Source organism: Salinisphaera sp. C84B14, from assembly GCF_040361435.1.
GTDB lineage: Bacteria > Pseudomonadota > Gammaproteobacteria > Nevskiales > Salinisphaeraceae > Salinisphaera.
The window spans coordinates 75,375-102,033 of record NZ_APNL01000005.1 but is presented as its reverse complement, the minus strand read 5'-3'; the positions used below and the strand labels follow the sequence as shown (position 1 = coordinate 102,033).

20 protein-coding genes and 2 pseudogenes are annotated in these 26,659 nt (G+C 60.4%); 13 read left to right on the top strand and 9 right to left on the bottom strand.

Annotated features, from left to right (window positions below; all coding sequences use genetic code 11):
* The first annotated feature begins 144 nt into the window (after nucleotides 1-144).
* The 3 genes from C84B14_RS05790 to C84B14_RS05780 all read left to right on the top strand — a co-directional run bounded on the left by C84B14_RS05790 (nucleotide 145) and on the right by C84B14_RS05780 (nucleotide 3,491).
* On the top strand, nucleotides 145-2,037 hold the full coding sequence (locus C84B14_RS05790) for an EAL domain-containing protein (protein ID WP_353222515.1): 1,893 nt from the start codon (nucleotides 145-147) through the stop codon (nucleotides 2,035-2,037).
* A gap of 13 nt (nucleotides 2,038-2,050) precedes the next feature.
* Nucleotides 2,051-2,281 (top strand): DUF2835 family protein, encoded by a 231-nt coding sequence (locus tag C84B14_RS05785; RefSeq protein ID WP_353222513.1) that lies wholly within the window; start codon nucleotides 2,051-2,053, stop codon nucleotides 2,279-2,281.
* 64 nt (nucleotides 2,282-2,345) lie between these two features.
* A complete protein-coding gene (locus C84B14_RS05780) occupies nucleotides 2,346-3,491 on the top strand; it encodes an aldo/keto reductase (RefSeq protein ID WP_353222511.1) in 1,146 nt (381 codons plus the stop codon).
* An 11-nt stretch (nucleotides 3,492-3,502) separates the two neighbouring features.
* Here the strand turns inward: C84B14_RS05780 and C84B14_RS05775 are convergent, their stop codons facing one another.
* Complete coding sequence (locus C84B14_RS05775) at nucleotides 3,503-4,144, bottom strand: pseudouridine synthase (protein WP_353222509.1); 642 nt, start codon at nucleotides 4,142-4,144, stop codon at nucleotides 3,503-3,505.
* A 52-nt stretch (nucleotides 4,145-4,196) separates the two neighbouring features.
* Nucleotides 4,197-6,188 (bottom strand): hypothetical protein, encoded by a 1,992-nt coding sequence (locus C84B14_RS05770; protein WP_502949894.1) that lies wholly within the window; start codon nucleotides 6,186-6,188, stop codon nucleotides 4,197-4,199.
* Between the two features lie 487 nt (nucleotides 6,189-6,675).
* Between C84B14_RS05770 and dctP the strand changes: the two genes are divergently transcribed.
* The 4 genes and pseudogenes from dctP to C84B14_RS05750 all read left to right on the top strand — a co-directional run.
* Entirely contained in the window at nucleotides 6,676-7,725 is a 1,050-nt protein-coding gene (gene dctP / locus C84B14_RS05765) for a TRAP transporter substrate-binding protein DctP (protein WP_293623813.1), read from the top strand.
* Nucleotides 7,726-7,798: 73 nt separating this feature from the next.
* Entirely contained in the window at nucleotides 7,799-8,353 is a 555-nt protein-coding gene (locus tag C84B14_RS05760) for a TRAP transporter small permease subunit (protein WP_293623812.1), read from the top strand.
* Nucleotides 8,350-9,660 carry a TRAP transporter large permease gene (locus C84B14_RS05755; protein ID WP_293623811.1) on the top strand — a complete coding sequence of 437 codons (1,311 nt, stop codon included), beginning with the start codon at nucleotides 8,350-8,352 and terminating at the stop codon, nucleotides 9,658-9,660. The genes C84B14_RS05760 and C84B14_RS05755 overlap by 4 nt, the downstream gene beginning before the upstream one ends.
* 227 nt (nucleotides 9,661-9,887) lie before the next feature.
* Nucleotides 9,888-10,979, top strand: a pseudogene (locus C84B14_RS05750) (PQQ-dependent sugar dehydrogenase); the annotation flags it as partial.
* Between the two features lie 75 nt (nucleotides 10,980-11,054).
* Here the strand turns inward: C84B14_RS05750 and msrA are convergent.
* Both msrA and msrB read right to left on the bottom strand, forming a co-directional pair.
* Entirely contained in the window at nucleotides 11,055-11,564 is a 510-nt protein-coding gene (msrA, locus tag C84B14_RS05745; protein ID WP_293623809.1) for a peptide-methionine (S)-S-oxide reductase MsrA, read from the bottom strand.
* Nucleotides 11,564-12,010, bottom strand: coding sequence for a peptide-methionine (R)-S-oxide reductase MsrB (gene msrB / locus C84B14_RS05740; protein WP_353222504.1), 447 nt, complete (start codon nucleotides 12,008-12,010; stop codon nucleotides 11,564-11,566). The genes msrA and msrB overlap by 1 nt, the downstream gene beginning before the upstream one ends.
* A gap of 217 nt (nucleotides 12,011-12,227) precedes the next feature.
* On the opposite strand from msrB, the gene C84B14_RS05735 reads away from it, so the two are divergent.
* Both C84B14_RS05735 and ssuD read left to right on the top strand, forming a co-directional pair.
* A complete protein-coding gene (locus C84B14_RS05735; RefSeq protein ID WP_353222502.1) occupies nucleotides 12,228-13,586 on the top strand; it encodes an MFS transporter in 1,359 nt (452 codons plus the stop codon).
* A gap of 1,036 nt (nucleotides 13,587-14,622) precedes the next feature.
* Nucleotides 14,623-15,792 carry an FMNH2-dependent alkanesulfonate monooxygenase gene (ssuD, locus tag C84B14_RS05730; protein WP_353222501.1) on the top strand — a complete coding sequence of 390 codons (1,170 nt, stop codon included), beginning with the start codon at nucleotides 14,623-14,625 and terminating at the stop codon, nucleotides 15,790-15,792.
* Between the two features lie 420 nt (nucleotides 15,793-16,212).
* Here ssuD and C84B14_RS05725 read toward each other — a convergent pair.
* The 3 genes and pseudogenes from C84B14_RS05725 to C84B14_RS05715 form a co-directional block, all read right to left on the bottom strand.
* A pseudogene (locus C84B14_RS05725) lies at nucleotides 16,213-16,578 on the bottom strand (ankyrin repeat domain-containing protein); the annotation flags it as partial.
* Between the two features lie 415 nt (nucleotides 16,579-16,993).
* A complete protein-coding gene (locus C84B14_RS05720; RefSeq protein WP_353222499.1) occupies nucleotides 16,994-17,830 on the bottom strand; it encodes an ankyrin repeat domain-containing protein in 837 nt (278 codons plus the stop codon).
* Nucleotides 17,827-21,294 (bottom strand): type VI secretion system Vgr family protein, encoded by a 3,468-nt coding sequence (locus C84B14_RS05715; protein WP_353222497.1) that lies wholly within the window; start codon nucleotides 21,292-21,294, stop codon nucleotides 17,827-17,829. Before C84B14_RS05715 ends, C84B14_RS05720 begins: the two co-directional genes overlap by 4 nt.
* A 319-nt stretch (nucleotides 21,295-21,613) precedes the next feature.
* Between C84B14_RS05715 and C84B14_RS05710 the strand changes: the two genes are divergently transcribed.
* The 4 genes from C84B14_RS05710 to C84B14_RS05695 all read left to right on the top strand — a co-directional run bounded on the left by C84B14_RS05710 (nucleotide 21,614) and on the right by C84B14_RS05695 (nucleotide 24,164).
* Complete coding sequence (locus tag C84B14_RS05710; protein WP_353222495.1) at nucleotides 21,614-21,916, top strand: hypothetical protein; 303 nt, start codon at nucleotides 21,614-21,616, stop codon at nucleotides 21,914-21,916.
* Between the two features lie 133 nt (nucleotides 21,917-22,049).
* Nucleotides 22,050-22,472, top strand: a complete 423-nt coding sequence (locus C84B14_RS05705; RefSeq protein WP_353222493.1) for a hypothetical protein — start codon at nucleotides 22,050-22,052, stop codon at nucleotides 22,470-22,472.
* 125 nt (nucleotides 22,473-22,597) lie between these two features.
* Nucleotides 22,598-23,548: a hypothetical protein gene (locus tag C84B14_RS05700; protein WP_353222492.1), complete on the top strand. Its 951-nt coding sequence runs from the start codon at nucleotides 22,598-22,600 to the stop codon at nucleotides 23,546-23,548.
* Between the two features lie 118 nt (nucleotides 23,549-23,666).
* Complete coding sequence (locus C84B14_RS05695; protein ID WP_353222491.1) at nucleotides 23,667-24,164, top strand: DUF4231 domain-containing protein; 498 nt, start codon at nucleotides 23,667-23,669, stop codon at nucleotides 24,162-24,164.
* A gap of 168 nt (nucleotides 24,165-24,332) precedes the next feature.
* Here C84B14_RS05695 and C84B14_RS05690 read toward each other — a convergent pair whose 3' ends face one another.
* Complete coding sequence (locus C84B14_RS05690; protein ID WP_026949794.1) at nucleotides 24,333-25,634, bottom strand: ISL3 family transposase; 1,302 nt, start codon at nucleotides 25,632-25,634, stop codon at nucleotides 24,333-24,335.
* 23 nt (nucleotides 25,635-25,657) lie between these two features.
* Nucleotides 25,658-26,581 carry a DUF1259 domain-containing protein gene (locus C84B14_RS05685; protein ID WP_026949793.1) on the bottom strand — a complete coding sequence of 308 codons (924 nt, stop codon included), beginning with the start codon at nucleotides 26,579-26,581 and terminating at the stop codon, nucleotides 25,658-25,660.
* Nucleotides 26,582-26,659: the final 78 nt, after the last annotated feature.

The following is a 26,659-nucleotide window of genomic DNA, read 5'->3' as shown; positions in this document are numbered from 1 at the left end:
CGATGCGACGGCGGCTTTTCGTCGCCTCGGGTCAGGGCATTGGAAGCGCCGCCATGCGACGTGGCGCTTGAAAAAAAATCGTGGCCGAGCGATAACCGTGACGATACGCGCATGTGGCGAGGCGAGCGGTAAAGGACGGCCCACGTGACCAGCGAAACGACCGGCGGCGACGGCCCGCTGCAGCAGCCCGTGGCCGGAAGATACAGCTCGGTGTCCATCGACACCGATCGACGTGAGTGCGACCGGCTGTCTGATCTGCTCGAACTGGGCCTGCTCAATACCCGCCCCGAAGAGCGCTTTGACCGGATCACCCGGCTCGCCACCGAGCTGCTGGACATGCCCATCGCATTGATGTCGCTCATGGAAGGCGACCGCCAGTGGTTCAAGTCCACCTGCGGTATCGAGATCAAGGAATCGTCGCGCAGTATCTCGGTGTGCGATCACACCATCGTCCACGACAAGCCGCTGTTCGTGGAAGACGCGAGTCGGGATCTGCGCTTCTCTCATCTGCCCTATGTAGCCAGGGCCCCTCATATACGCAGCTATGCCGGCATGCCCCTGCATGGGCCCAAGGGCCGACCCATTGGCACGATCTGCGTGGCCGGCTTCAAACCGCGCACTTTCGATAAGCGCGATCACGCGCTGCTGAAGGAAATTGCAGACTGGATCGAACACGAATTCGATCTCGATCGCCGTATCGCCGCCCACGACCGCCACGTTGCCCGGCTGATGGACCGCGACCCGTCGCTGCCGGTGGCTACGCGTACGATCGCGCTCGAGCGCCTTGACGATGTGCTGATGTCGCGCGCCCGCAACGGCCAGGGCACGGCGGTCCTGCATCTGGATATCGTCAACCTCGCCCACTACGAACAGACCTACGGCGAGCAGGTCGCACGCAATACGGTCGCGAGCTGGCTGGCGGCGCTTCAGGATGGGGCGGCGGATTTCTGTTATATCGCGCGCCTGTCGGATACCGAATTCGTCGGCGCGGTACCCGACGGCGAGGATATCGAAGCCGTACGTGCCGACTGCGAGCGCCAGGTCGATTATGCCAACCGTGCGGTCAGCGGCGGCGCGGCCCAGGTGGCGTTTCAGGTCGTTGGCGGCCTTGCCGTGCACGGCGATCATGGGCGTCAGGCTGCGGAACTGGTGTCGCGTGCACGTCAGGCGCATCGACGCGCCGACATCCGCCGCGGCGTCGTGCTTTTCTCGGAAACGATCAACCGCCAGCTGCTGCGCGATCGCCATATCCGCCGCCTGTTCGAAACCGCCTTGCAGGAAGGCGGTATCGACTTCCACTGGCAGCCGTTGTTCAGCAATCGCGGCGACGTGCTTGCCGGTTTCGAGCTGCTCGCGCGCTGGCACGACCCCGAACTCGGCGATATCTATCCGGATGAATTCATCCCGTTGGCCGAAGCCGAACACAACCTCAGCCGGGCGCTCGTGGAACACGCGCTGGATACCGCTGCCGCGCAGATCGCGCAATGGCAGGCGCAGCAACGGTCGTTGCCCCTGCCTTATGTCGCAATCAACATCCCCGGCCGTGAATTCTATGAGAGCGATTTCTACGACTGTGTCGCCGGCGTGCTGGCGCGCCACGGCATCGACGGCCGCCGGCTGGTATTCGAACTCACCGAGCGCAGCCTGATCGCCGACTTCGACGTAGCGGCCCGCACCATGGCGCGCCTGAACACGCTGGGCATCCGTATCGCCATGGACGATTTCGGCACCGGCTATTCGTCCATTGCCTATCTCACCCGGCTGCCGCTGGCGCTGGTCAAGCTCGACAAGAGCGTCGTCCAGCGTCTGGAGCACGATGCGGTCGCCCGCGAACTGGTCCGCAGCATTGTCGATCTGGCACACGGGCAGGATCTGGGCGTGGTGGCCGAAGGCGTGGAAACCCGTGCCCAGCACGAATGGATCCGCTCGTTCGGCTGCGAATACAGCCAGGGTTTCCTGCTCGCCCGGCCGGAATCGCGGGCGGCCTCCTGCGAGCGCGTCGCCGCCCAGCCGCAGGAACAGCCCGGGCCCATGTGAGCATTGTCTGCCCATGCCGAGCATCGATCTGATCATCGAACTTTCTGCCGCCCAGTGTCAGGCCCACTATGCGGGCTCGGTCGACCATGTCTATGCCTCCAGCACCGACGGTCGGCGTGTGCTGCTACCCGCCCAGGCGCTGCGGCGCGTGGTCACGCGCGACGGCGTGCACGGCGTCTACCGCCTGAGCTACGACGACAACGGCCGCTTCCAGTCGCTGCAACGTTTGGGCGACAGCCCCTGACGTCGAACGTTGTCGGTAACGTCTGCTACCTTGGCCGGCATCGTTCAAAGCTCACGGATACATCATGACCAGCCGTCGTCATTTTCTTCGCACGGCCGCCTTCGGTGGATTGGCCGGTGCGGCCTCGCTGCTCGTACCGCGCGCCTTTGCCGCAGACAACGCAGCGCATGCCACGCACAGCCCCGACTCGATGCCGGCCAACCCGAGCGGCGCGTCGGGCTATCGCCCGCCGCATAAATACGGCGTCGGCGGTACCCAGGCCGGCAATATGTTTGTCGAAACTTCCGACGAAACCGTCGAGGCCATGATGCAGGCGCACTGGGATGCGGGCGTGCGCTATTTCGATACCTCGCCCTGGTATGGCCTGGGTTTGAGCGAACGCCGCATGGGGCATTTTCTCGACGGCAAACCGCGCGAAGCGTATCTGCTGTCGTCCAAGGTGGGGCGCCTGCTGACCCCCGACGCATCGATGGACAGCCACGGTATCTGGGCGGGCGATCTGAACTTCAACTATCGCTACGACTACACCGCCGCCGGCGTGCGACGTTCGGTCGAAGACAGCCTGCAGCGCCTGGGCGTGCCCAGTCTCGATATGGTGTTCATCCACGATCTGGCGCCCAGCAACAAGGATCTGGACGACTACGATGCCCAGCTCAAGACCGCGATCGAAGGCGCCATGCCGGAGCTCACCAAAATGCGCGAGGAAGGGCTGATCAAGGCCTGGGGCATGGGCGTGAACGATATCGAGCCCGCGCTCGCGGCCCTCGACAATGCCGAGCCCAACGTGCTGCTACAGGCCACGCGCTATACGTTGATGAACCACGACGACGCGCTCGAGCGGCTGTTTCCGAAATGCGAGGCCCAGGGCTGCTCGGTGGTGATCGGTGCACCCCTGGGTGCCGGATTTCTGGCCGGCAAGGATCGCTGGCTCTACAGCGGCGACCCCATTCCCGACGGCTATCGCGAAAAACGCGCCAAGCTCAGCAAGTTGGCCGAGTCCTATGACACCGATCTGCGGACCGCGGCCCTGCAGTTCACGGCGGCGCCGTCGATCGTGTCCGCGACCATTCCGGGCGCACGCAATGCCCGTCAGGCGCGCGAGAACGCGGCGTCCATGCGCACCTCGATCGACCCGGCATTCTGGCAGGCGGTCAAACGCGAAGGGCTGATCAACAGCGATGCGCCGACCGAGCTGAGTCAGAAGGCGTAATCGTGGCGACTCTAGCCGGGCAGGCTCGGCGCCAGTTCACGCCACTCGCCGCTGGCCAGCCCGGCCAGTGACCAGGGCCCGATACGGGTACGCACGAGGCGCAGGGTCGGCAGACCCACCGCCGCGGTCATGCGTCGAATCTGGCGGTTGCGGCCTTCGCGGATGGTGATTTCAAGCCAGCTGGTGGGCACATTCTTGCGATAACGCACGGGCGGGTCGCGGCGCCAGAGTTCGGGGTCGGCGATGATTTCGACATCGGCTGGCCGGGTCGGACCATCCTTGAGCATGGGGCCGGCGCGTAGCGCCTCGATCTGCGCGTTCGTAGCCTCGCCGTCGACCTGTACCCAGTAGGTCTTGGGCAGCTTGTACTTCGGGTCGGTGATCCGAGCCTGCAGCTGGCCGTCGTTGGTCAGCAGCAGCAGCCCCTCGCTGTCGCGATCGAGCCGGCCGGCCGGATACACGCCGGGCACATCGAGATAGTCGGCCAGCGTCGCCCGCCCGTTGCCGTCGGTGAACTGGGTCAGCACCCGGAACGGCTTGTTTAACGCGATCAGCCGCGGCGTGTCAGGCCGCGCCGCGGGCTTGCGCGGCTTGGGCTTGCGGCGGCGCGCAGAGCCCTGGCCCGGACTCGGCTTGTGTGCTGCTCGGCTCATATGGCGATGCGACCCACCCGCGAACGACGGCAATCAAACGAATGCAGCAAGCCTACTCGGTATCGAACTCCTTGCCCCAGCTGTCGTAGGCCAGCGTCACGATGCGCTCGAGTTCCTCGTCGCTCACGCCGTCGGCGTTGCCGTGTTCGAGCGGATCGTAGTGATACACGAACAGCCGCGAGGCGAATTCGGCGAAGGGCAGTGAGGCTTCGCCCGGCAGCTCACCGTGGCCTTCGGTCGTGGTGACGATACCCTGGCCCCAGTCCTGGCCGCTGTCGTTGTTCGGGTTGAAGAAGTACACGCGCATGTCGCCGTCCGGATCGAGCGCGACGCGCAGGATGGCGATGGCGTGGCGGCCGACATAGCGTGCCGCGCTGTCGGTGACCGCAATACCGGCCGGCTGGGAGTGAATGACCGGCACGTTGCCGTTGTAATAGGGGTGGTAGCAGGCATAGAAATGGCGGATGAAGCCGGCATGATCGCCGATCGCGCCGGTTTTCGGATCGGCGACCACGGCAAAGCCCTGGCCGACCCACCAGCCATAGAATTCGGGGTTGATCCAGCGGTGCAGGTCGTTGTCGCGTTCGCCACACAGCCGGCCCATTTCGATGTACAGCCGGTCCAGATGCGGCACCAGCACCAGCGATACCGGGTCCACGTCCAGCGGTGCCTCCTTGGCCAGCCCCGCTTCCAGACCCTTCGATGAGATCGGCTCGCCTTCGAAACGGGTAAGCACCTCGTCGTCGCGGGCGGCCCAGGTCACCAGCTGCAGCAGGTAGTCCGGATCGTTGTCGGCCCACATGGACAGCCCGATCACCGACTGGCAGGTGGGGTTGTTGCCCTGGCCCACGCCCAGTGGCTGACCCAGCAGCCCCAGTACGCCGGCAAGCAGGAACACCCGTGGCGGCTGTGCCTCGCCGCAGACCATGCGGATGTTCTCCTCGGTGGCCGGCGATAGCTTCAGTCCGATCTGGCGCCACAGCCCGGCCGCGACCGGCGTGGAGAACAGCACGCCGCGTTCGAGCAGCAGCGCCAGGCCATAAATCGCCTGCGCGGTTTCCACGAACACGGTTTCGTCGATGAGAGTGTGCACCAGCTGGCGATAGCACAGCAGCGCGTCCTGGCCGGTCTGGCTCAGGCCGAGGGCAAGGGGAACGAGCGCGTCGCCGCTGCCGTCGGGCAGCCCGCGCAGATGACGCAGCAAAACGGCGTGATAAACCGAAGCCAGGCCGGTGTCGTGCATCGCCCGCGCAAAGCCCACGGCCTCGGTCGTCAAGCCGTCGTGATCCATCGCCTGCAGGCGTTCGGCATAGACGGCCACGCCCGGGTCTTCGGCACAGCCGGGCGAGGGCGCAAACAGGGATTCGACCAGCCGGCGCGCGTCGTTGTTGCCGGTGGTGCCCTCGATATCCGGGTCGTACAGGCAGGTGGCGATCTGAATCACCATCTGGCGTACGTCGTCGACCTGAATCGGGCGCTGGGCGAGAATGCGCCAGACCTCGGCCACCAGGCTGTCGAGAATGCTCTCGTAGCCCATATGCTCGAGCTGATAGTGATACAGCGCCTGCACCGCCCCGCCGAGGTTATCCGGGCGTTCGCGGTCGGCCTCGCTGAGCGTGCCGGACAGCAGGTCGAGGTTGAGCGCCATCACCTGGGTGAGGAAGTTGCGGGCGCGTTCCGCGGTCATGCCGGGGTGGCGGTAATCGCCTCGGGCCACCGCCAGCAGGCGCAGTTCGCTCAAGGCCTCCATGGCCGTGAGCACGGCATCCCCTTGGCGCAGCGAACGCACCGCCAGCGCAGGCTGGAGAATGGCCGGTCGACCCCAGTCGCTATGGGCGAAGACGCCGGCACGTTCATAGGCCGCCACGCGCTCGTAGAGGGCCTGCGGGCCGCCGTCGCAGGCAAGAATCGCCGCGGCGTGTTCCAGTACTTCGGTATTGATCGCCTTGCGGCTGTCCTCGCCGGCTTCGCCGAGCTGGGCCAGCTTGGCATCGAAGGTAGCGGTCAGGGTCGCGAGATCGTGCTTATCGTTCGGCATGGTCATGGTTCAAGGATGTCCGGCGGCAAGGCATGAGCCTAACCTGAAATGGCGGTAATCAACGTAATCGTACCGTGCGCGCTATAGATTACTGGGTTCGGCATAAGCGTGACTGAATATGGGCCGTGTGGGCGGCCCGCAGGCACTGCGTTCAGCCATGAAGGCAGTCGGCCGGCGCGCCGGACACTGCGCGTTCGGCTGCCACGGGGAATACCGAACAAACAACGGCTGGTGTACCGAGGCACACCCGACGCTGGCGCCTGGATGCGCCCTGGCGAGGGCATCGACGGGCGGCATACGGTATTCGATTCTGGCGTGGTGACGGGTATGGTTCCATGCCAATGCCTGTAAAACGCACTAAAAATAAGACGTGAAACGAGATTTCAAGTAAGGCATGATCGTTTCATCCGGCGTGCGCCGGATGGCGGGCGGTACAGCGGCAAAAAAGCGCTGACCGCAAGGCGCCAGACTTTCATAACGGAGGAGATATCCGATGCTTTCGACACCTTTCAAGCGCGGGCTGCTGGCTGGCGCCACCGCGCTGGCGCTCACCGCGTTCCTGGCCCCCACGAGCGCGCTGGCGCAGAAGAGCACGACCTGGCGCGTGCAATCGCACTGGCCGAGTTCGAGCAGCTCGTACGAAGACAGCCTGGTGCGTATCAAGAACGTCATCGAAGAGCGCACTGATGGCCGCGTGAAGCTCAAGCTCTACCCGGCCGGTGCCCTGTTCAAGGCCCAGCAGACCTTTGACGCGGTTAAGCGCGGCACCATCCAGATGGGTACCATCTCGCCGGCCTATGCCCAGAACCAGATGAGCCTGGCCGGTATCGCCTCGGGCCTGCCGTTCGCCTTCCGCAACGTCTGGGAAGCGGCCTACTTCCACAAGAGCCTGGGCTTCGAGGACATGCTGCGTGAAGAAGCCGCCGAAGAGGGCGTGTACTGGTCCACCGACAAGGTCTATCCGACCGAAATGGTGGTCGATCGCCCGATCAACAGCATGGACGACTTCAAGGGCCTGAAGATCCGCTCCTCCGGCGCGCTGCAGACGTTTCTGACCGAAGCCGGTGCCTCGGCGAGCTATATTCCGGGCGGCGAACTCTATACCGCGCTGTCGAGCGGCGTGGTCGACGGCGCGCACTGGGGCGCGGCCCAGGGTGCGGCGAGCATGAGCCTGTATGAAGTGGCCAAGTACCACGTCAAGCCGGCGCTCAACATCGCGGGCACGGACGTGTTCATCGTCAACCAGAAAGCCCTCGACAAGCTCTCGGCTGAAGACGCCAAGACCGTCAAGCAGGCGCTCGACGAGCAGTTCTGGGTACGTACCAACGAGTACCTCTACAAAGAGCAGATCGCGCTGGCCAATGCGATGGCCCAGCAGGACGTGCAGATCACCACGCTGCCGGATGAGGTCCAGCAGCATCTCACCGAGGTGGCGAAAAAGTCCTGGGAAGAGCAGGGCGAGCGCAGCGACAAGGCCGCCGAAGCGCTCGACAAGCTCAAGAGCATGTTGAGCGACCTGGGCTATCTCGACGACAACGCCTGATCGCGTTTTTGCCTGACCGCCGCCCCGCTGGCCTTCGTGGCCATCGGGGCGGACTTATCTGCGGGAGTCGCTTATGCGCCTGCTCAATGCCTTCATCAACGGCATCACCCGACTTAACGACTGGATCGGTCGGGCGGTGGCGTTGCTCATATTCGTGATGTTCGCCGTGCTGCTGCTCGGCGTGATCTATCGCTATGCGCTCGAGGCGCCGCGTGTCTGGACCACCGAACTCACCCAGTTCGTGTTCGGATTCTATGCGGTGATGTCGGGCGGCTATGTCATGGCCCATCGTGGGCACGTGAACGTGGACCTGATGTACAGCGCGCTCGCACCCCGGGTGCGTGCGGTGCTGGACGTGCTTACCTCGTCGCTGTTCTTTCTGTTCACGATCACGCTGCTTTACTACGGCGGCACCATCGCCTGGGAATCGCTCGACAGCATGGAAACGTCGTACTCGGCATGGAACCCGCCGGTATGGCCGTTCAAGATCGCCATTCCGGTGGCGGCCGCGCTGCTGTTGTTGCAGGGCATTGCCAAGCTGGTCGAGGACATCGCCATCGCCCTGGGCGTGATGGAGCCGCCGACCGTGGCCTCCGAGCGTGACAGCAATCCGGGAGAAACGGCATGAGTATCGAACTCACGACCCTGCTGTTCTTCGGCGCGCTGCTGTTCTTTCTGGTTCTCGGCCTGCCGCTGACCTTCGTACTCGGCGGCGTGTCGGTGATCTTCCTCTATTTCACCTGGGGGATCGATTCGTTCTACATGGTGGCTTCCCAGATCTGGGGCACCATGGAGAGCTTCACGCTCGTCGCCATTCCGTTGTTCGTGTTCATGGCGATGATTCTGGAACGCACGGGCGTGGCCAACTCGCTCTACCGGATGATGTATCTGTGGTGGGGCGGCACCCGCGGCGGGCTGGCCATTGGCACGGTGTTCATCTGTGCGGTGTTCGCGGCCATGTGCGGCATCAGCGGCGCGGCGGTGGTGGCCATGGGCACGATCGCGCTGCCGTCGATGCTCGAACGCGGCTACGACAAGCATATGGCGCTGGGCGCGATCAATATCGGCGGCGGCCTGGGTATTCTCATTCCGCCCAGCATCATCATGATCCTGTATTCGCTGATCACCGGCGTATCGGTGGGCCAGATGTTCGCCGCGGGCGTGTTCCCGGGGCTGCTGCTGGTGGTGCTGGTGGCGATTTACGTACTCGTGCGTTGCTATTTCCAGCCCGAGCTCGCCCCGGCACTGCCGCCGGAAGAACGCGCCGACTGGCCGGAGAAGTTTCGCTCCCTGGGCGCGGTGCTGCTGCCGATTCTGATCGTGGTCATGGTGCTCGGCTCCATCATGCTGGGCATCACCACGCCTACCGAGGCCGCCGCCATGGGCGTGCTCGGCGCGCTGATCTCGGCCGCGGTCTATCGCAAGTTCACCTGGCCGCTGATTCGTGATGCCGCGCTGCGCACGTTCTCGCTCACCGGCATGATCATGTGGATTCTGTTTGCCGCACACGCGTTCAGCGCGGCGTACCAGAGCATGGATGCCCAGGCCATGATCGAAGGCTGGATGGAAATGATCCCCGGCGGGCCCTGGGGCACGATCATCGCCATGCAGATCATTCTGTTTCTCATGGCCATGGTGCTCGACCCGGTCGGCATCATGCTGATCACGCTGCCGGTGTTCATGCCGATCGTGGAAAGCCTGGGCTTCGACCCGATCTGGTTCGGCATTCTGTTCGTGATCAACATGGAAATCGGCTACATGACGCCGCCGTTCGGCTTCAACCTGTTCTATCTCAAGGGCGTGGTACCGCCCTCGATCACGATGCAGGATATCTACCGTTCGGTGCTGCCCTACGTGATGGTGGGCATCGTGGGGCTGGCGATCATCATGATGTTCCCGCAGATCGCGACCTGGCTGCCCGGCTACGTCTTCTAGGCGCGGCCTGTACGGCGCTGCCTGTCGCGACGGCAGGCAGCGCTTTCATCATCCGGGGCCTGTCCGGGTGACGTATCGTCTAGTTCAACGATAACGCGTTTTAAAAGGGGTAGTTCATGATGCGTCACCATTTTGCCTCGCGCTGTGCGCGTGGCCTGTTTGCAGCGGCGATCGCCATGCCGCTGGCCGCCCTCGCGGCCACCGACGGTGCACCCGATGTCTAGGCCAGCGACGACATGGCCATCGCGGCCGAAACCGTTGCCCATTTCAACCAGCCGTGGGCGATGACCTTCCTGCCCGACGGCTCCATGCTGGTCACCGAGCAACGCGGCCAGCTCGTGCACGTCAGCCGTGAAGGCGAAAAGACCGATGTGGCGAACATGTTCGAAGTGGCCTATGGCGGCCAGGGCGGGCTGGGCGATGTGATTCTCGACCCGGACTTCGCTGATAACCGGTATATCTACCTGTCGTACGCGGAATCGCTCGACGGCGGCGCCACCCGCGGCGCTGCGGTGGTCCGTGCTCGGCTGGCGATGGACGACGGCAAGCCCGCGCTCGAAGACATCACCAAGCTATGGCATCAGCAGCCCTATCGCGTAGGCAAGGGCCACTTCTCGCATCGGCTGGCCTTTGCCCCGGCCAACGCCGAGCATGCGGGCGATCTGTTCATTACCTCCGGCGACCGCCAGAAGCAGGATCCGGCCCAGGAAATGGACAACAGCCTCGGCAAGATCATCCGCATCAAGCCCGATGGCAGCATTCCGTCGGACAATCCGTTCACCGACGACGGCGAAATCGCCAGGCAGTTCTATACCGTGGGCAACCGCAACATGCTGGGCATTGCCTTCGCCGCCGACGGCACCCTCTGGGCGCATGAAATGGGCCCCGCCCACGGTGACGAACTCAACAAGATCGAGGCCGGCGACAACTATGGCTGGCCCGTGGTCTCGAACGGCGACAATTACAGCGGCGTGCCCATTCCCGATCACGACACCCGCCCCGAATTCAACGCGCCGGAGGTCTCCTGGACGCCCTCCATCGGCCCGGCCGGATTCGTGATCTATAACGGCGACATGTTCGAAGACTGGCAGGGCGACGGCTTCATCGGCGGCCTGGTGGCCAAGGCCATCGTTCGCGTCACGCTCGACGGCGACAACAGCAAAGAAGTGGCCCGCTATGGCTGGGGCAAGCGTATTCGCGAAGTCGAGCAGGGGCCGGACGGCGCGCTCTGGGTGCTCGAAGACAAGGCAAAGGGCGCCGACGACGACAGCATGGATGCACGTCTCATTCGTCTGACGCCGGCCAAAGAGGAAAGCTGATCCACGCGGGCGGTCAACGCCCGTCAACTCGGCATGAGCGGCCGGCGCGGCATATCAAGCCGCGCCGGCCGTTTTTCATGCGCTTTCGTTACGGCGCGGCAGCTGCCAGTCGCGACGTACGAAATGGCAGGTATAGCCGTTCGGAAACTTCTCCAGATAATCCTGGTGTTCCGGTTCGGCTTCCCAGAAGTCGCCGGCCGGCTCCAGCTCGGTAACAACCTTGCCGGGCCAGATGCCGGAGGCATTCACGTCCGCGATCGTATCCTCGGCGACGGCTTTCTGTTCGTCGCTGGTGTAGTAGATCGCCGAGCGATAGCTGCGCCCACGGTCGTTGCCCTGACGGTTCTTCGTGGTCGGATCGTGGATCTGAAAGAAGAACTCCAGCAGCTGGCGATAGCTGATGGTATCCGGGTCGAACACGATTTCGATTGCCTCGGCGTGATCGCCGTGGTTGCGATAGGTGGCATTGGGCACGTCGCCGCCGGAATAGCCCACACGGGTCGAGATCACGCCGTCATAGCGGCGAATCAGGTCCTGCATACCCCAGAAGCAGCCGCCGGCCAGAATCGCTTTTTCCTGTGCCATCAGATGTCCTCCACTTGATCGATATAGTCGCCGTAACCCTGCGCTTCCATCTCGCTTTTCGGGATGAAGCGCAGCGACGCCGAGTTGATGCAGTAGCGCAGCCCGCCACGGTCGCGCGGGCCGTCCGGAAATACGTGCCCCAGATGGCTGTCGCCGTGCTTCGAGCGCACCTCGGTGCGGCTCATGCCGTGCGAGTTATCCTGCAGTTCGTTGACGTAGGCCGCTTCGATCGGCTTGGTAAAGCTCGGCCAGCCGCAGCCGGATTCGTACTTGTCGCTGGAAGCGAACAACGGCTCGCCGGAGACGATATCCACGTAGATACCGGGCTCCTTGTTGTTCAGGTATTCACCGGTGCCCGGCGGCTCCGTGCCGCTTTCCTGGGTGACCCAGTACTGGGTCTTGTCCAGTTTGGAAAGGGCTTCCTCGGATTTGCTGTAGTTCGACATAAAAGCTCTCACAGCCGTGTGCGAATAGGGCGTAAATGATGGCCCGGCAGCACAAAATCAAGCACCGCCGCGACCACGACACGGGCCCGCCTTGGACCGTGTCCCTGCACCGTACTACGCAAGCCGGCGCGATATAGACGTTGGTATATTTGTGCTACATGCAGGTTTCGGCTAATTTCGGTAACCATGAATTCCGGCGCGTGATACAGGAGCGCTCATGAGCGATGCCATGGAAGACAGTACCGAGGTCGAGGCCGGCGCGGTTCGCAAGGCGGTCACGGCCGCCGGCCTGGGCAACGCGCTGGAGTGGTTCGATTTCAGCATCTATGCCTATACGGCCAGCACCATCGGCCGCGTCTTCTTCGCCCCCGACTCGGGCGATTCACTGCTCAAATCGCTGATGTTCTTCGCGGTGGCCTTTGCGGTACGTCCGCTGGGCGGGCTGTTCTTCGGCCCGCTGGGGGATCGCCTGGGGCGCTCCAGCGTGCTGGCCATCACCATCATCATGATGTCGCTCGGCACCGTCGCCATCGGCCTGATCCCCACCCATGAATCGATCGGTATCTGGGCGCCGATTTTGCTGCTGGCCGCCCGGCTGGTGCAGGGCTTTTCCACCGGCGGCGAGTACGGCGGCGCGGCGACGTTCATTTGCGAATATTCGCCTGACAACTCCCGTGGCTTTCTGGCCAGCTTTCTCGAATTCGGCACTCTGGGCGGCTATATCCTCGGCTCGGCGCTGGTGTTCCTGGTTCAGTTCTCGCTCGGCGACGAGGCTTTCACGGCCTGGGGCTGGCGTATCCCGTTCTTGTGTGCCGCGCCGCTCGGCCTGTTCGGCCTTTACCTGCGTCTCAAGCTCGAAGACAGCCCGGCCTTCCTCAAGGCCCAGGAAGACAACGAAGCCAACGGCACCCTGGCCGAAGTCGTCGGCGACCATACCCGGCAACTGCTGCTGTGCATCGGCCTCACGCTGATCCTCAACATCGCCTACTACACGGTGCTCACCTACCTGCCGAGCTATCTGGAAACCATCCTGGACATAAGCGCCACGGAAGCCGCCGGGCTTCTGATTGCCGTCCAGCTCGCCATGATGTCGATCATCTACCTGTTTGGCGGCCTGTCCGACAAGGTGGGGCGCAGGCCGGTACTCATCGCCGCCTGCCTGTGCTTCATCGTGTTTTCCTACCCAGCCTTTCTGCTGCTTTCGACCACCACCGTCTGGGGCCTGGTCGCGGGCCTGGCCATGCTCGGTCTGATGACGGTCATGCTCGCCGGCGTCATGCCGGCCACCTTGCCCGCGATTTTCCCCACGCGGGTGCGCTACGGCGGCTTCGCCATCGCCTACAACCTGTCGACATCGCTGTTCGGCGGCACCGCGCCGCTGATCATCCAGTATCTGATCGGGGAAACCGGCAACAACTTCATTCCGGCGTTCTATCTCATGGGCGCGGCCGTGATCGCGCTCATTCCCATCATGCTGATTCCCGAAACCGCCGGCCGGCCCCTGCCGGGCTCGAAGGCGCAGCACAGCGGGACAGGGCCGCGGACCGGGCCGAGGGAGCCGGCGCCGGCTGCCTGATTCTGCTCAGCACGAGGGTTCCGAGAGCGGCGCGTACGGGCACGCGCCGCTAGCGGTCGATATCGGTGACGTCTGCCGTAGGTCGGCTTAGCGGAGCGTAAGCCGACAAGAGCGCAGTCTCGGACTGGCCAGCGTGTTTATAGCTATAGCGAATCCACGCTACCGGCTAGCCGCTCGTATTCAGATTTCGTGAGTGCCGTAGGCTCGTGGCTTAAGCTTTAGAGTGTTGAATCAACGGCGCGGGTGAATTGGGGCTTGAGATTTCGCACTGATGTGCGAGTTACTTATATTTGCTTGTCCAAATATAAGTAACCAACACAAAAGACACCCTGTCTTGCGTCGGCGCTGCGCGCCGATGCCCTGCGCGGCTCCGGCCACAAACGGGCCAGCCGGAAACTCGCTTCGCTCAAACATCCGGCTGACCCTAGTGAATTGACAAGTCCGCTTGCGGCCTCCACTGCTCGGCGCTACGCCCAACGGGCCCAATACAGACGAGCTCGCTCAAGGTCACGTCTTTCGTAGGTCGGCTTAGCGCAGCGTAAGCCGACACGAACGCAGCCATAGCCCCCTGTCTCAAGTTCATAGCTGTATCGACGCATTCCTACGGGTTTGCCGTCTGTAGGCGTGCCCGTGAGGAGCGAACGAGACGTGCAGTGCCGAAGGCTGTCCGGCGCACGGCTTCGGCGCGGCCGGCATTTTGGAGCATTGCCAAAGTGATTCGAGTTCTGGTTACACCTTTTCGTACGAGAACTTGTTATCGCATGGGCAGTGCTCCGGCGCGCCGCTCCGACGCGCAACCTTGGGATCTTTTACCTTGCTTGCCTTCTTTTGCAGCAGCGTACCGACCGGCGATTGCTGCCGAAGCGCACAGGCGGGGCGGATGGAACGCCTGAAACCCCCGAATAAGTAATGCACGTTTTCTGATTTAGCCAGCGCGAAAAGCGCTGCTAGCTTGGCGCCATCGCAAACACAAGCGCAGCACGAGCCGCGTGGTCACCGCCCGGCGGTGTGCCCGGCTCGTTTTCAGGAGTGGAACATGACCGATCAGACGACCGATGCATTGAAAGTTCTATGGTTTTTGCCCACGCACGGCGACGGCCGCTATCTGGGCACCAGCCACGGCGGGCGGGGCGTCGATCTGGCCTATCTGCGCCAGATCGCCCAGTCTGCAGATCAGCTCGGCTATTACGGCGTGCTGCTGCCCACGGGCCGAAGCTGCGAGGATTCCTGGGTGGTGGCCTCCGCGCTCGCACCGCTCACCGAGAACCTGCGTTTTCTGGTCGCTGTGCGCCCGGGTCTGCAGTCGCCGAGCGTGGCCGCACGCATGACCGCCACGCTGGACCGGCTGTCAAACGGGCGCCTGCTCATCAACGTGGTCACTGGCGGTGATCCGGTGGAAAACGCTGGTGACGGCATCTTTCTGGGCCACGGCGAGCGCTACGAAGTGACGCGGGAATTCCTCGACGTATACCAGCGCCTGCTCGCGGGGGAGACGGTCAACCATAGCGGCAAGCATCTGCGCATCGAGGACGGCCGGCTGCTGTTCGAGCCGGTTCAGGCCGGCGGGCCGCCGCTGTACTTTGGCGGGTCGTCCGAACCGGCGATCGAGGTGGCCGCCAATACGGTCGATAAATACCTGACCTGGGGCGAGCCGCCGGGAGCCGTGGCCGAGAAAATCGCCACCGTGCGTGCGGCCGCAGCGAAAGCCGGGCGTGAGGTGACTTTCGGTATTCGCCTGCACGCCATCGTGCGCGAGACCGACGCCGAAGCCTGGGCCGCTGCCGACAAGCTCATTTCGCACCTCGACGACGAGACCATTGCCTCGGCACAGAAAATCTTCGCGCGCATGGACTCGGTCGGGCAGGCGCGTATGTCCAAACTGCACGGCGGGCGTCGTGACAAGCTGGAAATCAGCCCCAACCTCTGGGCTGGCGTAGGGCTCGTACGTGGCGGTGCCGGCACCGCGCTCGTGGGCAGCCCGGAAACGGTCGCCGAGCGCATGCGCGAATACCAAGCCGCCGGCGTGGATACCTTCATCATGTCCGGCTACCCGCATCTCGAAGAAGCCTGGCGTTTTGGCGAGCTGGTACTGCCACTGCTGCCGGTCGAAGGCCGTATAGCCAAACAGGCACAGGCCACCAACACCGGGCCCTTCGGCGAAACCATCGGCAACGATGTGCGGCCCTCTGCGGCTAGCGCGAGTTGATCTGCGACTTACCTATCTTCAAAAGGCTTGGGATATGAGCGTTTCCACGTATCGGCGTGCAGTGCCGCATTTAATCTCGCGCAGTCTATAGGCTCGTGGCCACGTTGGCGTTTTTCGTGCTGTTGGCCGTAGCCGCCATCGCGCCGGCTGCGGCCCCGAAAGCCAGTGCAGACAAACCCGAGACCGGTCGCATCGGTTTCCAGAAGGGCACGATTCTGACGCTGGTCATGCACGCGGCGGTCTGGACAATGCACTCTAAGCCAAGGGCATCGATGCCCAATGGGTCGAGTTCGTCGCCGATCCGCAAATGCTGGAAGCGCTCAATCTCGGCCGCCTAGCTCCAAGCCTATCCCATGTCCAAGCCAAACCGCTGGACCTGCCGCGCGGCAAACCTTATTGGTTGTGGTGAGCACCGATCGATTATTGATCGCAAGATTTGCGTGGGGACGCATACGAGAATTCTATAAAGTCCACGACGCGTGCAAGCCCCGAGCGACGCGCCGCGTCCAAATCACTTACCTGCCGACCTTCCGAGCGCGGACAAACACCTTTCGCGAGTAGATAGGCGGCTGTTCGTTGATCTTTGGAAAGGATTGCCTGAGTCAAAAGTCCCTGATTTCCGGTTGAGACGATGTTTAAGTCGGCCCCGAACTTTGCTAACACTTCGAGCGTGGCTATGTTGCCGCAGGCCGCAGCGCCGAAAGCGGGAGTCGCCCCGTTATCGTTTTTAATGTCGAGTTGCACGCCAGCAGATAGCAGCTTTTCAACGAGTTGCGGGTAGCCGGTAAATACGAGATAGGCGAGTGCCGTGTCGCCGAATTAGGCCGTTTGCTTCTTGTCGTCAGCAATTTTGGAGAACTCGGGAAATTCTTTGTCGGTCGCTGCTCTAAGGAACGGATTGCTCCGCACCTGCGGATCATCAAGCGTCAAAAGCTGATTGCCGCAAATATCATCGCTCGCAAACGCTTGGCAACAGCAAAATAGGAGCAATAAAACCGCTACGCATTTCATATTGTGCTATTACGCCAGATTTCGCTGGGCGATGTGCTGCAGAACACCCGCCGCAGAGTCTCCGTCATCGTACTTGGACCGGTCGATATCTGCCTTCGACCAATTCGCGAGAGAGCCCCGAGAACAAGGAATATGCATGTTGGAGCATGGCGCAATCCGAACGCATCGATTGTTAGGCAAACTCAGCGGACTACTTCGCCCCGTACTGCTTCAGTAATGGAACCGCGTTCGGTAAGTTTTGCTCGGCTTTTTCGAGGAGTTTATCGGCGTGGGGGCCGGCGGTTGGGTCCGCACCGGCGTAGAGCAAGGCTTGTACCGTTTCAAGGTTACTGTCCTTGCGCAGCAAAGCACATTCCAGTGCGGTCACGCCGGGGGTGTTCGGACCTTCATCTGTCACTTGGTTTACGAGCGCGCCAGAATCGATCAGCAGGCGAACCATTTCCGTTTGGCCCTGTTCTGCGGCAATACATAGCTTTGAAGGCGCGTCGGGTTTTTCCAGCACGTTGGGGTCCGCGCCATTCTGCAAAAGTAGGCGAACAAGGTGCTCGGCATCGCTAGCATCTTCCCCACGTACTCGGCGCGCAACGTACTCTTGTACTGCATGAATGATCGGCGGAGTCGAATCCGGCTCGTCGATTCCTGCGTTAACGTCCGCACCTGAATGAATAAGTGCTTCGGCCGACTGGTAGCGATTGTAAAATACGGCGTATTGAAGCGCCGTCATGTGGGCATCTTCGCAATCAATATCGACCCCCGCCTCTGATAGGGGTTCTATAAGGTCCGACTGGTTGAGAGTGACTGCTGCCTGTATCCAGCAAAGGTTTTCCGAGTTGGTTTCAGGGATAGGGCCGGAATCTAGAATCTCCTTAGCGTGCTCGGTTTCTCCTGTCCACATCGCGGCTTCAAGGTCGGCGCCGCGTTCGGCCACAGTACGATCCTGCGCTGCGCACGCCTGCGGCAGCACGAGAAGCATGACGAGTAATACGACACTTCGTATCCATTCATGCACGCTCGAACGTGTATTCATGTCGTGCCACCTGGCGGTTCGGACCAGTAATCCATGACCTTCCTCCAGATGGGTTTCAGCTGCTGATCATAGAGCGCATGCATTTGGTCCCTGGTACGGCGCAATTTATCGAGCTGCTTATCCCGCGCGGCTGGCGGTGGTATTGATACGTCAGCGGGCGGGCTGTCCAGCACCGGCCGAGCCATACTGAGGATATGCTCATGGGCGCGCTGCGCGTTCAGGCTTTCCGTATTCCATTGGGGTGAATTGGAATAATCGTGTTGCGTTTCCAGATAATCCTGCGCATCGGTTTCCGGAAACAATTGACTATACCGATACTCGAAATCGCGATGAGTAAGTTTGGCTCCGGTATTTGTCAAAGCCGCTGCCATCGCGATTCCACTAATGTCGTCTTCCAGTGCGCTTCGCGCGTCGAGATAGTCCATCGCGTCGGCAATTTTTGCCTGCTCGGCTGCTGCTGCTGCCTTGGCTTGGGCGTTTGTTTCGCAAATTTGGACCTGGGACTCTAGATCGTTGAATTTTTTTTTGGCTTCGTGTGTTTCGTTAAGTTGGCCTTCTTGGAAACGATTTACTGCCTCATTAAAGCCCGATGCTTCTTTGATTCCTTTATCCATGAGGAACTCGGCGACGCTCTGCCAACGAGCGGCCCGAGCCGCCAGACCGATCTTCCCGTAATTATTTGCCATGTCGCGTGCGACGCCGCCGAGGCTCTCAATATCCTGTGCGTTGCCGGTGCCCGTGGCTAACTTAGTAGCAGTGTAACGAGACACCTGCAAATTTAATTGACTGCGCGCGAGATCTCTTCGTTTACGCCGCAAGTCACATTCGGAGTGTGTATTTTTTTCACTGTCTTCGTCGCTTGGCTGAACAAATGGATTCCCGCTCGCAGTATTAAATGACACGTTCTGTAGCGATACATTGCCGGTCGGCAATCCTTGCATCTGCGCCGGCTGACTGGCCGGCCCCACAAACCCATGCGCCCCACCTTTAACGGTAAACGTGCCCGGGCAGGCGAAGGTGATATTGCCGCCTTCGAGCGTCACGGTGGACTGCCCGGAGGTCAGCACGATCTTGCTCTGGGCGAAGACGTTGACCGTATCGCTGCTACTGGTCACGGTCACGCTGTCGTCGGCCAGGATCTCCAGCGTGTCGTCGTGGGCCTGTAGGCTCAGCGGGCCGTTCGCGGCCACGGCCTGGGCGCCACCGTCGTGGGTATACAGGCTGGTGGTAGCCCCGGCCACGCTGCTGTAAGTCGCGCCGGCCGTGTGCTGGGTTTCACCCTGGGTCGTGACATGGGTGTTCTGGCCGGCATAGTGCAGCTGCGAGGCCGGGGTGGTGAAGGCGACGGTACTTGGGCTGTCGACGAACACGAAGGGTTTGGCGAAGCGCTCGGCGGGATCACCGCCCGATCTTTTCCCGGATGCCGCCTTGCGATGATCGTGGCCACCGACGGGCCCGGAATAAACGCCGTCGGCGTTGGGATCGATCGCTTGGGTGAAGTCGGCCTGGGCACTGTTGGCGTTCAGCCCGGTCGCGCTCTGAGCGCTCGCCGCATCCGACAGGCTCGTCGCGCGTTCCTGTGCGGCTTTGAGCTGGCCGACCGCTTCGCTGACATCCTGGGCGGTGGACGTGGCGCGCGAACGCGCGCTGCTGGATACGAGCAGGCCTTCGGGCGCGCGCAGCGCGGCCCAGCCGGCGGTTTTGAGCTCGGCGCCCTGGCCGCGATAGGCGCCGCGGTATGCGCCTTGTTGATCGATCAGATAACCCAGATTGAGGGCGCTGTCGGCCTGGGTGGTGGCCAGGCGCGTTCTGAGCTGACCCGGGGCATCGTCATGCACCCATTGGTTATGGCCGCTGCCATCCAGGGCGCGATCGTGGGTGCCGGAGAGCGTGCCGGGGTGGTTCGCGTTGCTGTTCGCGCCGGCGGCAAAGGGCGGCGCGTCGCTGCCGTTATAGAACTGGCCGGTAATGATCGGCTGATCGAAATCGCCGTCGAGAAAATCCACCAGCACTTCACTGCCAATACGCGGCGTGAAATGATCACCCCAGTTGGGGCCGGCCAGACCTTCGGCCACCCGCACCCAGGTGCCGGCCCGTTCATCGCCCGGGGCATTGCCCTGCGGATTGGCGCTGCTATGGGTTTCACGCAGACCGCCCGGCGTGGGTTGCTCGCCGCGTTGCCAGGGGAACTGGATCTTGACGCGATGATCACGGTTGCTGGTCAGGGTTTCATCGGCCACGCCTACCACGAGGGCGCTTTCCGGGCCGGCGGCTTGTGGGGCCGCGATGAAGGTGGGCACCACGGCGGTGGTATCCGGCACGCATACAAAGGCGTTGCGATAGCTGCCGAACTCGATATCGGTCGTGCCCAGCAGATGGGCGAGATGCGCACCCAGATTGTTGGCCGCGCGATGCTCGACCGCACAGAGCACATAGCGGCCGTCGTCACTGGCATGGTCGGTGAGCGTAAAGGCACAGCCGGCCGCCAGCTGCCGCGCACTGGCCGTGCCCGAGGCGCTGATGCTTTTCAGACGGGCGGCGGCGAGGGCGTTATCGACGCTTTGGGTGATGCCGGCTTCGTCTTGATGGCGCCAGCTGCTGCGACTGCCGTCGTAGAGTTCCAGCCCCGGTAGATCGGGGGCGGCCTGCTCGCTTTGTGCGGCGTGGGCTTTGAGCTTGAAGGCATCCCAGGCTGACAAGGTGGCGGTATTGGGGGCCAGCGCCCGCCGGGCGCTGAATACGGTGATGGCATCTTCGGTTTCAGCGGCAGAAATACGATGAAACCGGATCGTAGCCGGCTCTACATCCGGCGCGTCGGCCTGGCAATCAAAAATGCGCAGCTGCGGGCCGTGACTGGCGCCGTGTTCGGTATCGGCCGCCGAGGCGTTCGGATCGTGACGAAAATGAAAGCTGAGGCCTTCTTCGGCGAGCAGGCGTTCAACAAAAGCCAGATCGGTTTCTCGGTACTGGGTACAGCGCGGACGTTTCGCCAGTGTCTGGCTGACATCGACGGCGTAGTCGGCCTGGGGGTAATCGGCAAAGATGCGTTCGATGATCTCGAGCGCGTCGAGATCCTGAAAGACGAGACAGTTACGCCGGCGAGAGAGAAACGAAAGCCAGGGCTGCAGATGCAGCCGATAGCGGGCCAACCCACCATCGGCGCCGAGAAAGCCGGCCTGGGTGATATAGCCGTGCCAGGCCCGCGGGCTCCCACTGGCCTGGGCCAGACGCAGTGTCATGGGCTGGCCGATGAGGGATTTGAGTTCGAAATGGGCCGACGGGGCGGTACAGTCGATGACGAACTCGAAGCACTCGCTGATAGCTTCACGCCCGTGCATGCGTTCGACTACGAAGGCTTCTTCGCCGAGGGGTGTTTCAACCGCCAGGAGTCGGCCATGCTGGCTGTAGACGGCCTGGAAGGCCTGGCGGATTTTGGCAAGGGCCGTGGCGTTGTAATCGGTCATGCGAACGGCTCCAACAAGGCCTATTCGAATACTGGCCGATGCCGAGTGCCCGGCGCAAGCGTCGGGGCCGCACGCGCCGGCTTTCTTACGCGATCAGAGCGGTGTGCATACGATGCCGAATATACTTTGCCTATTGCCATCTGCTTACGCCGATCCGAGTCGACCAGTCGGTCTGTGAATTGAATATGCTGTCCCCGGATTGCCAAGTTGGAAATGCGTTAGATATTGGCCGCAGGTCCGCCCGTCGGGCCCATAAGCGCATTTCACACGCACGAGAAATCCGCTAATGTCGTGAAGAAGCCGAGGCGAGGGGACGCACTTGGAAACTCGACTCAATCTGCAGCACGGCCAGATCGGCACCAAAGCGCTCCTCAAAAAGTATGGCGAGCGGCTGGTTTGGGTGCGCTATCGATACGACGCTTCCATTGAAACGCGGTACAAGGCCGTCGAACTCATCGAAGAGACTGGGCCATGGCATCCGGCAGGCAGCCGGGAAACACATGTGATGGAACGTACGGCCGATGAGCCGGTTCTGCTGCGTATTGGCTATGACGAGAAGGCGCCGCGTGAAACCGTTCGCCAACAAGGCACCGGTGGAGGCCGGAAAAAAAGCTTCGAGTAGCACCTGCGGCGTGACCAAAGAACTCACGCTGATCGTCGGGCTGATCGAACGTATCGTCGGAGAAATATAGATATGGATGCTTATATATTTAGTAATGGATATATGTAGTCTGGCTGGCGTTAGGGCGCAGAGTATGGACAGTGAAATACTTGCTGCATTGATCGGCGTAAGCGCCGCTTTTATCGGTTCTATAGTGGGTGGCGTTTTATCATACTTGTCGACTCGATCTGTTCGTAAAATTGAATGGAAATTGGAGCGCCGCGACCGTGAAACGGAACGTCGGTATAGCCTTTACGCAGAATTTCTTGCGGAAGCAAGCCGATTAATGCTTCTATCATTTGAAAGAAAAGGAGTTATTTCCGAAGAGGTGAGAAAGCTCGTCGCCCTAGAAAGCCAAATATGGTTTCACTCGACTGAGGTCGGTGCCTCATCTCGCAACATTGCTAGTTGCGTCCTGAATCATTTCGAAAAGGACGAGGAAGAAGATCGTCCGAATTTTCCGGAGTTAAGAGATGAATACGTTCGGATTTGTCGCCGTGATTTGGATCGGTTATAGCTAGATATCTAACGAAACTCTTCAGTTGACCGTCCAAAGCGCTGGCGCGCTTCGGGTTCCCACCACAGGCTGCGCCTGCTCCGGCAAAAACTGAGCGTCGGCATTAGGCGTAAGGCGAATTTACGATGTTTCACGATATAGACCGTTCGGTGATCGAGGATGAATCTTTTAAGGAGGATTCAGTCCGGGAATTGATAATCGCGCCGATAATCGCGAAACTCGGGTATGGCACGGTGGGGACAAACCGTGCGGCACGAAGTCCGGCGCTGAAAAACCCGTTTATTCGCGTAGGTACGCGCAAGCATCCTGTCACTATCATTCCGGATTACATGCTGTACGCGAATAATCGCCCAGTGTTCGTGTTGGATGCTAAAGCGCCGAATCAAAGCACCATTGATCCCAAGCACGTTGAGCAAACTTACAGCTACGCATTTCATCCTGAAGTAAAAGTCGCCGAATTTGGGCTCTGTAACGGGTTGGAGCTAACCATCTTTGATATGAATAGCTTCGAGCCGGTGTTTTCATTGCCCTTTGAGGAGTTCGAATCTCGATGGGACGATATCGAGAAATATCTTACTCCGAGGTACTTGCTAGAACCAGCTCTAAGAAAGTTTGCTCCAGACTTGGGAACGGCGTTAGTTAGAATGGGTTTGCCTGTTGGAAGCGAGGTGGTCCTGCCCGGGGCGCGACTAAACTTGTTCGCCAAAATTGACGACGAATTGATGACAACAGGTTGTTGTTGTGACATCGGGGGAACAGATCACTATGCTAGCTTCGACTTCCACCCCGATATGCTGGGTGAACTCACTGCCGGCTTGCCTAAACAACTAAAAGACCAATTCGAAAACGCCCTGAAACGAGCACCATTCAAAGCGGCAGCAGGCCTATGTATTGAAGTTGACATCATCACCCGCGTCGGCCAACCAACTCAGGGCGTATCTGAAACATTTGTTCCTCTTCTCATTCAGGAGGTTCGTGAGGCAAGGTTTAACCCCTCACCCATACCGAATGACCCTGGCGATATCCCAAATGAGGTCTATCAACTCAGGAAAGCATTCAAAATTCGAGGCCAGTAGATTGGGTTCGCCTAACAGCCCCGTTGAGCGGGACGCATTTTCCGCGACGCGCTTAACTCCAGATGCGTCCTTCACGACGAGCGTGATACGCCGTGGGAAACTACGGGAGGGTGCCTAGATGTGGAGGAGGAAAAAGCTGGCCACCCAAGTCGAAGCAAAGCAGCAGTCTCCAGAAGACTTTTGCGTTGCTGTAATTGGTGGCTTTAAGGAAAAAGCAACTCATAATAAAAATGAGTCAATGCTCTGCTTTTGGGCAGCGATGGGTGGCTCATTGCTCGTTCCCATCTTCGTGAACTTAGGCCCCGGGATAGCTGAAGCTATCGGTTTGCCAGCCTTTGACTTCTGGCTAGGTAAAGTTATTCCGAGTTTGCTCTCAGTTTGTGTCGCGTTTTCTACTGGCTGGTTGCAGTTACGCAAGCCCCAACAACTTTGGTCGCTTTATCGGACATCGCAACGGGAGCTTGAAGATAATCTTCAAAAGTACCGTTTCGGTGTCGGCGATTACGCTGAAAAATGTGATCCAGATAAGCTTCTAGTTGAGAGAGTTAGCAAGATCGCGTTAGATGCTCACTACGCCTGGCTTCCGATAGTTCCAAGTCCGGAAAATATCACTTGAGTAAAATACAAGATGGAACATTCGTCAACGATACTTAGAACGAAATTTGGTGAGTTCGATTTTCACTGTTTTTCTTGGGGTCGCCACGAAGAAGATAATATCCTTGTTCTTGAAAATAGAGGGTATTCGGATTAAGTGGTTGATGTGACCTTCCGATCCAATCCCATCTTAGTCCTCCCAGAAGGTTGATAAATCGACACCGAAGTTATACTCAGACTCAAAGAGTCCCATGCTGTAAGTCTTGATTGCTCCGTCCAGGAACGGGGATTCTTTCGTCTGCGGTGACTTCTTCTTGTGCTTGGTGGTATAAAGCATCCGGGCTCGCATGACCTCGAACGAATAGCCGCGCCCATCGCGGTTCTTGTCTTTAGCTAGTCGGTTGATCGATTCTGTGAAGGCGTTAGTGATCGGGATGTCATTCTCAAAGTAGGCCATCATCTCCTCACGCCAGTTACTGACGGCGCTGACGAGGCACTTCCAGACTGCCTGTTGCCCTTGCGGGATGTCGTCAATCCAAGCAGTCAGCGCTTTCTCGGCATCACTTCGGTTGGTGCAGCTCCAGATATGGTAAAACCGCTCCTTGTGTTCGTAGGCAGCTAGAAGTTGAGGAAAGGCCCCGGTCCAGGTCTCCATGATGAGCCGTTCACGGTCCGAAATGTCGTGAGCCCGCTTTAGGAGTATCTTTCGATCACCCTTGAGGGTTCGAATTTGGGAGGACTTCAGTTCCTTCCGGAGGCCCTTGCGCACCTTCTCCAGGGCATCGTTAGCCATGCGCACCACATGGAACTTATCTACCACGATACGGGCATGCGGCAACACTGCCTTGACCGCTGCCCGGTAGGGATTCCACATGTCCATACTGACGATCTCGACCTTCTGACGGTCTTTCATCTTCATCAGATAGTTGGCCACTACATCCTGACGCCGGGTGGGCAGTAGTTCGAGCAAAGTCTTTTCCTCAATGTTGGTCAGGATGCAGCGGTAGTGCCGGTTCAGGTAAAGCTCGTCAATACCCAGAATGCGGGGCGTCTCGAAGCGGTGCCAGCGGCTCAGGAACTCGGCGCGAGTATTGAAGATGTCTCGCACCGTCTTCTCGTCCAAGCCAGTCTGCTCAGCCACGTAGGTGCAGGGGTGGTTGAAAGATTCCTTCTCCACGTACTCATGTAGCCGCAACGTCATGCGGAAGCCATCCACCATCTCCGGTAACCGGGGCCTGAAAGTGGTGTTACAGGCCCGGCAGGTGTATCGGCGACGGATCACCCAGAGGGTGACCCGCTTGCCGTGGATGGGGAGATCGCGATAGGGAACATCACGTTTGCCGAACCGTACAAACTCACCCTGCACGCCGCATTCCTCGCAGGCAGCGGGATCGAGCGCATCAACTTGGAAGTGGAGCCAGCCGTCCATCTCCTTGATATTTATTACGCGATATTCGGGAAGATGAAGAATATTGTCGGGTAGCTTCAGCATTCGCAAGTCGACGTTATGTTCCTTTAATGGCTTGTGCCGGCGTTTTCTTGGGCTTCTAATGCAGCATGAAGCCCCTGTGCCAATACCTCAGGATCGCCGTTACCCCAGTAGTGCAAGAAATAATAGGGCGGCGTCTCGCCAATCATGTGATTATGCAAGGCAACAATATGGATACCGGCGTCGCGCAGAGCGTGCATAACAGGTTGAACCTCACCAGCAGTCATGGCGAAATCCCCATCGACGACCGCATGATCCTTATTGCCAGAGAATGCTGCCCAGGTCGACAGTCCCATTGATGCGCCAAACTCAGTGCCATGCATGGAAGCACTGCGCCCAAAAGTAAATTTTAATACCTGACCATTGAGACTGCCTTCGGCACCCAAAATGGTTTCCAGCGACGCTGTGTCATACTCCCCGGTGATTTCGGGCACACTGCCAGGAAAGCGCTCTACCGGTGTGACGTGTTTCTCGCGAACCTTCTTTATGGCATCCCACATGGCCTTGACGCCTTCGGCAAGCTTTTCAGCGCTCTGTCCGTGGCCACCGATATGCATAAAATAAACCGGAGGACGGTCAAACACGAAGTGGTTATGCAGCGCGGTGATTTCGAGGCCATGGGCGAAAGCCGCATCCATCGCCGGAGTGATTTCATCCTCAAATACCACCGTGTCTCCCATCAGCATCACACCGCCATCCGGAACTGCCTTGAACGCAGCCCAACTGCCCAAGCCTGCTGGTGTCGGAAGCTTTATCCCGTCTACCACGACCGGCACGGCATCGCGTTGCCAGCCGATGCGTACTACGCCGTCCGGTTTGACCGTCGCCTGTGTGTCCGTAGCCTTACTGATGATTTCTGGATTAATATCGCTTGGCGCATCTGCGAAAGCGACTGGCGCCTGCATCAGCAGAGCGGTGATAATAAATATTTTAAGCGGATGATTTTTCATAGTTATCCTCCATTATTTAATTTTCGATTGGGTTTCAAATTGTTTGAGGTTCAAACTGGCAAACCGGATACTAATCGC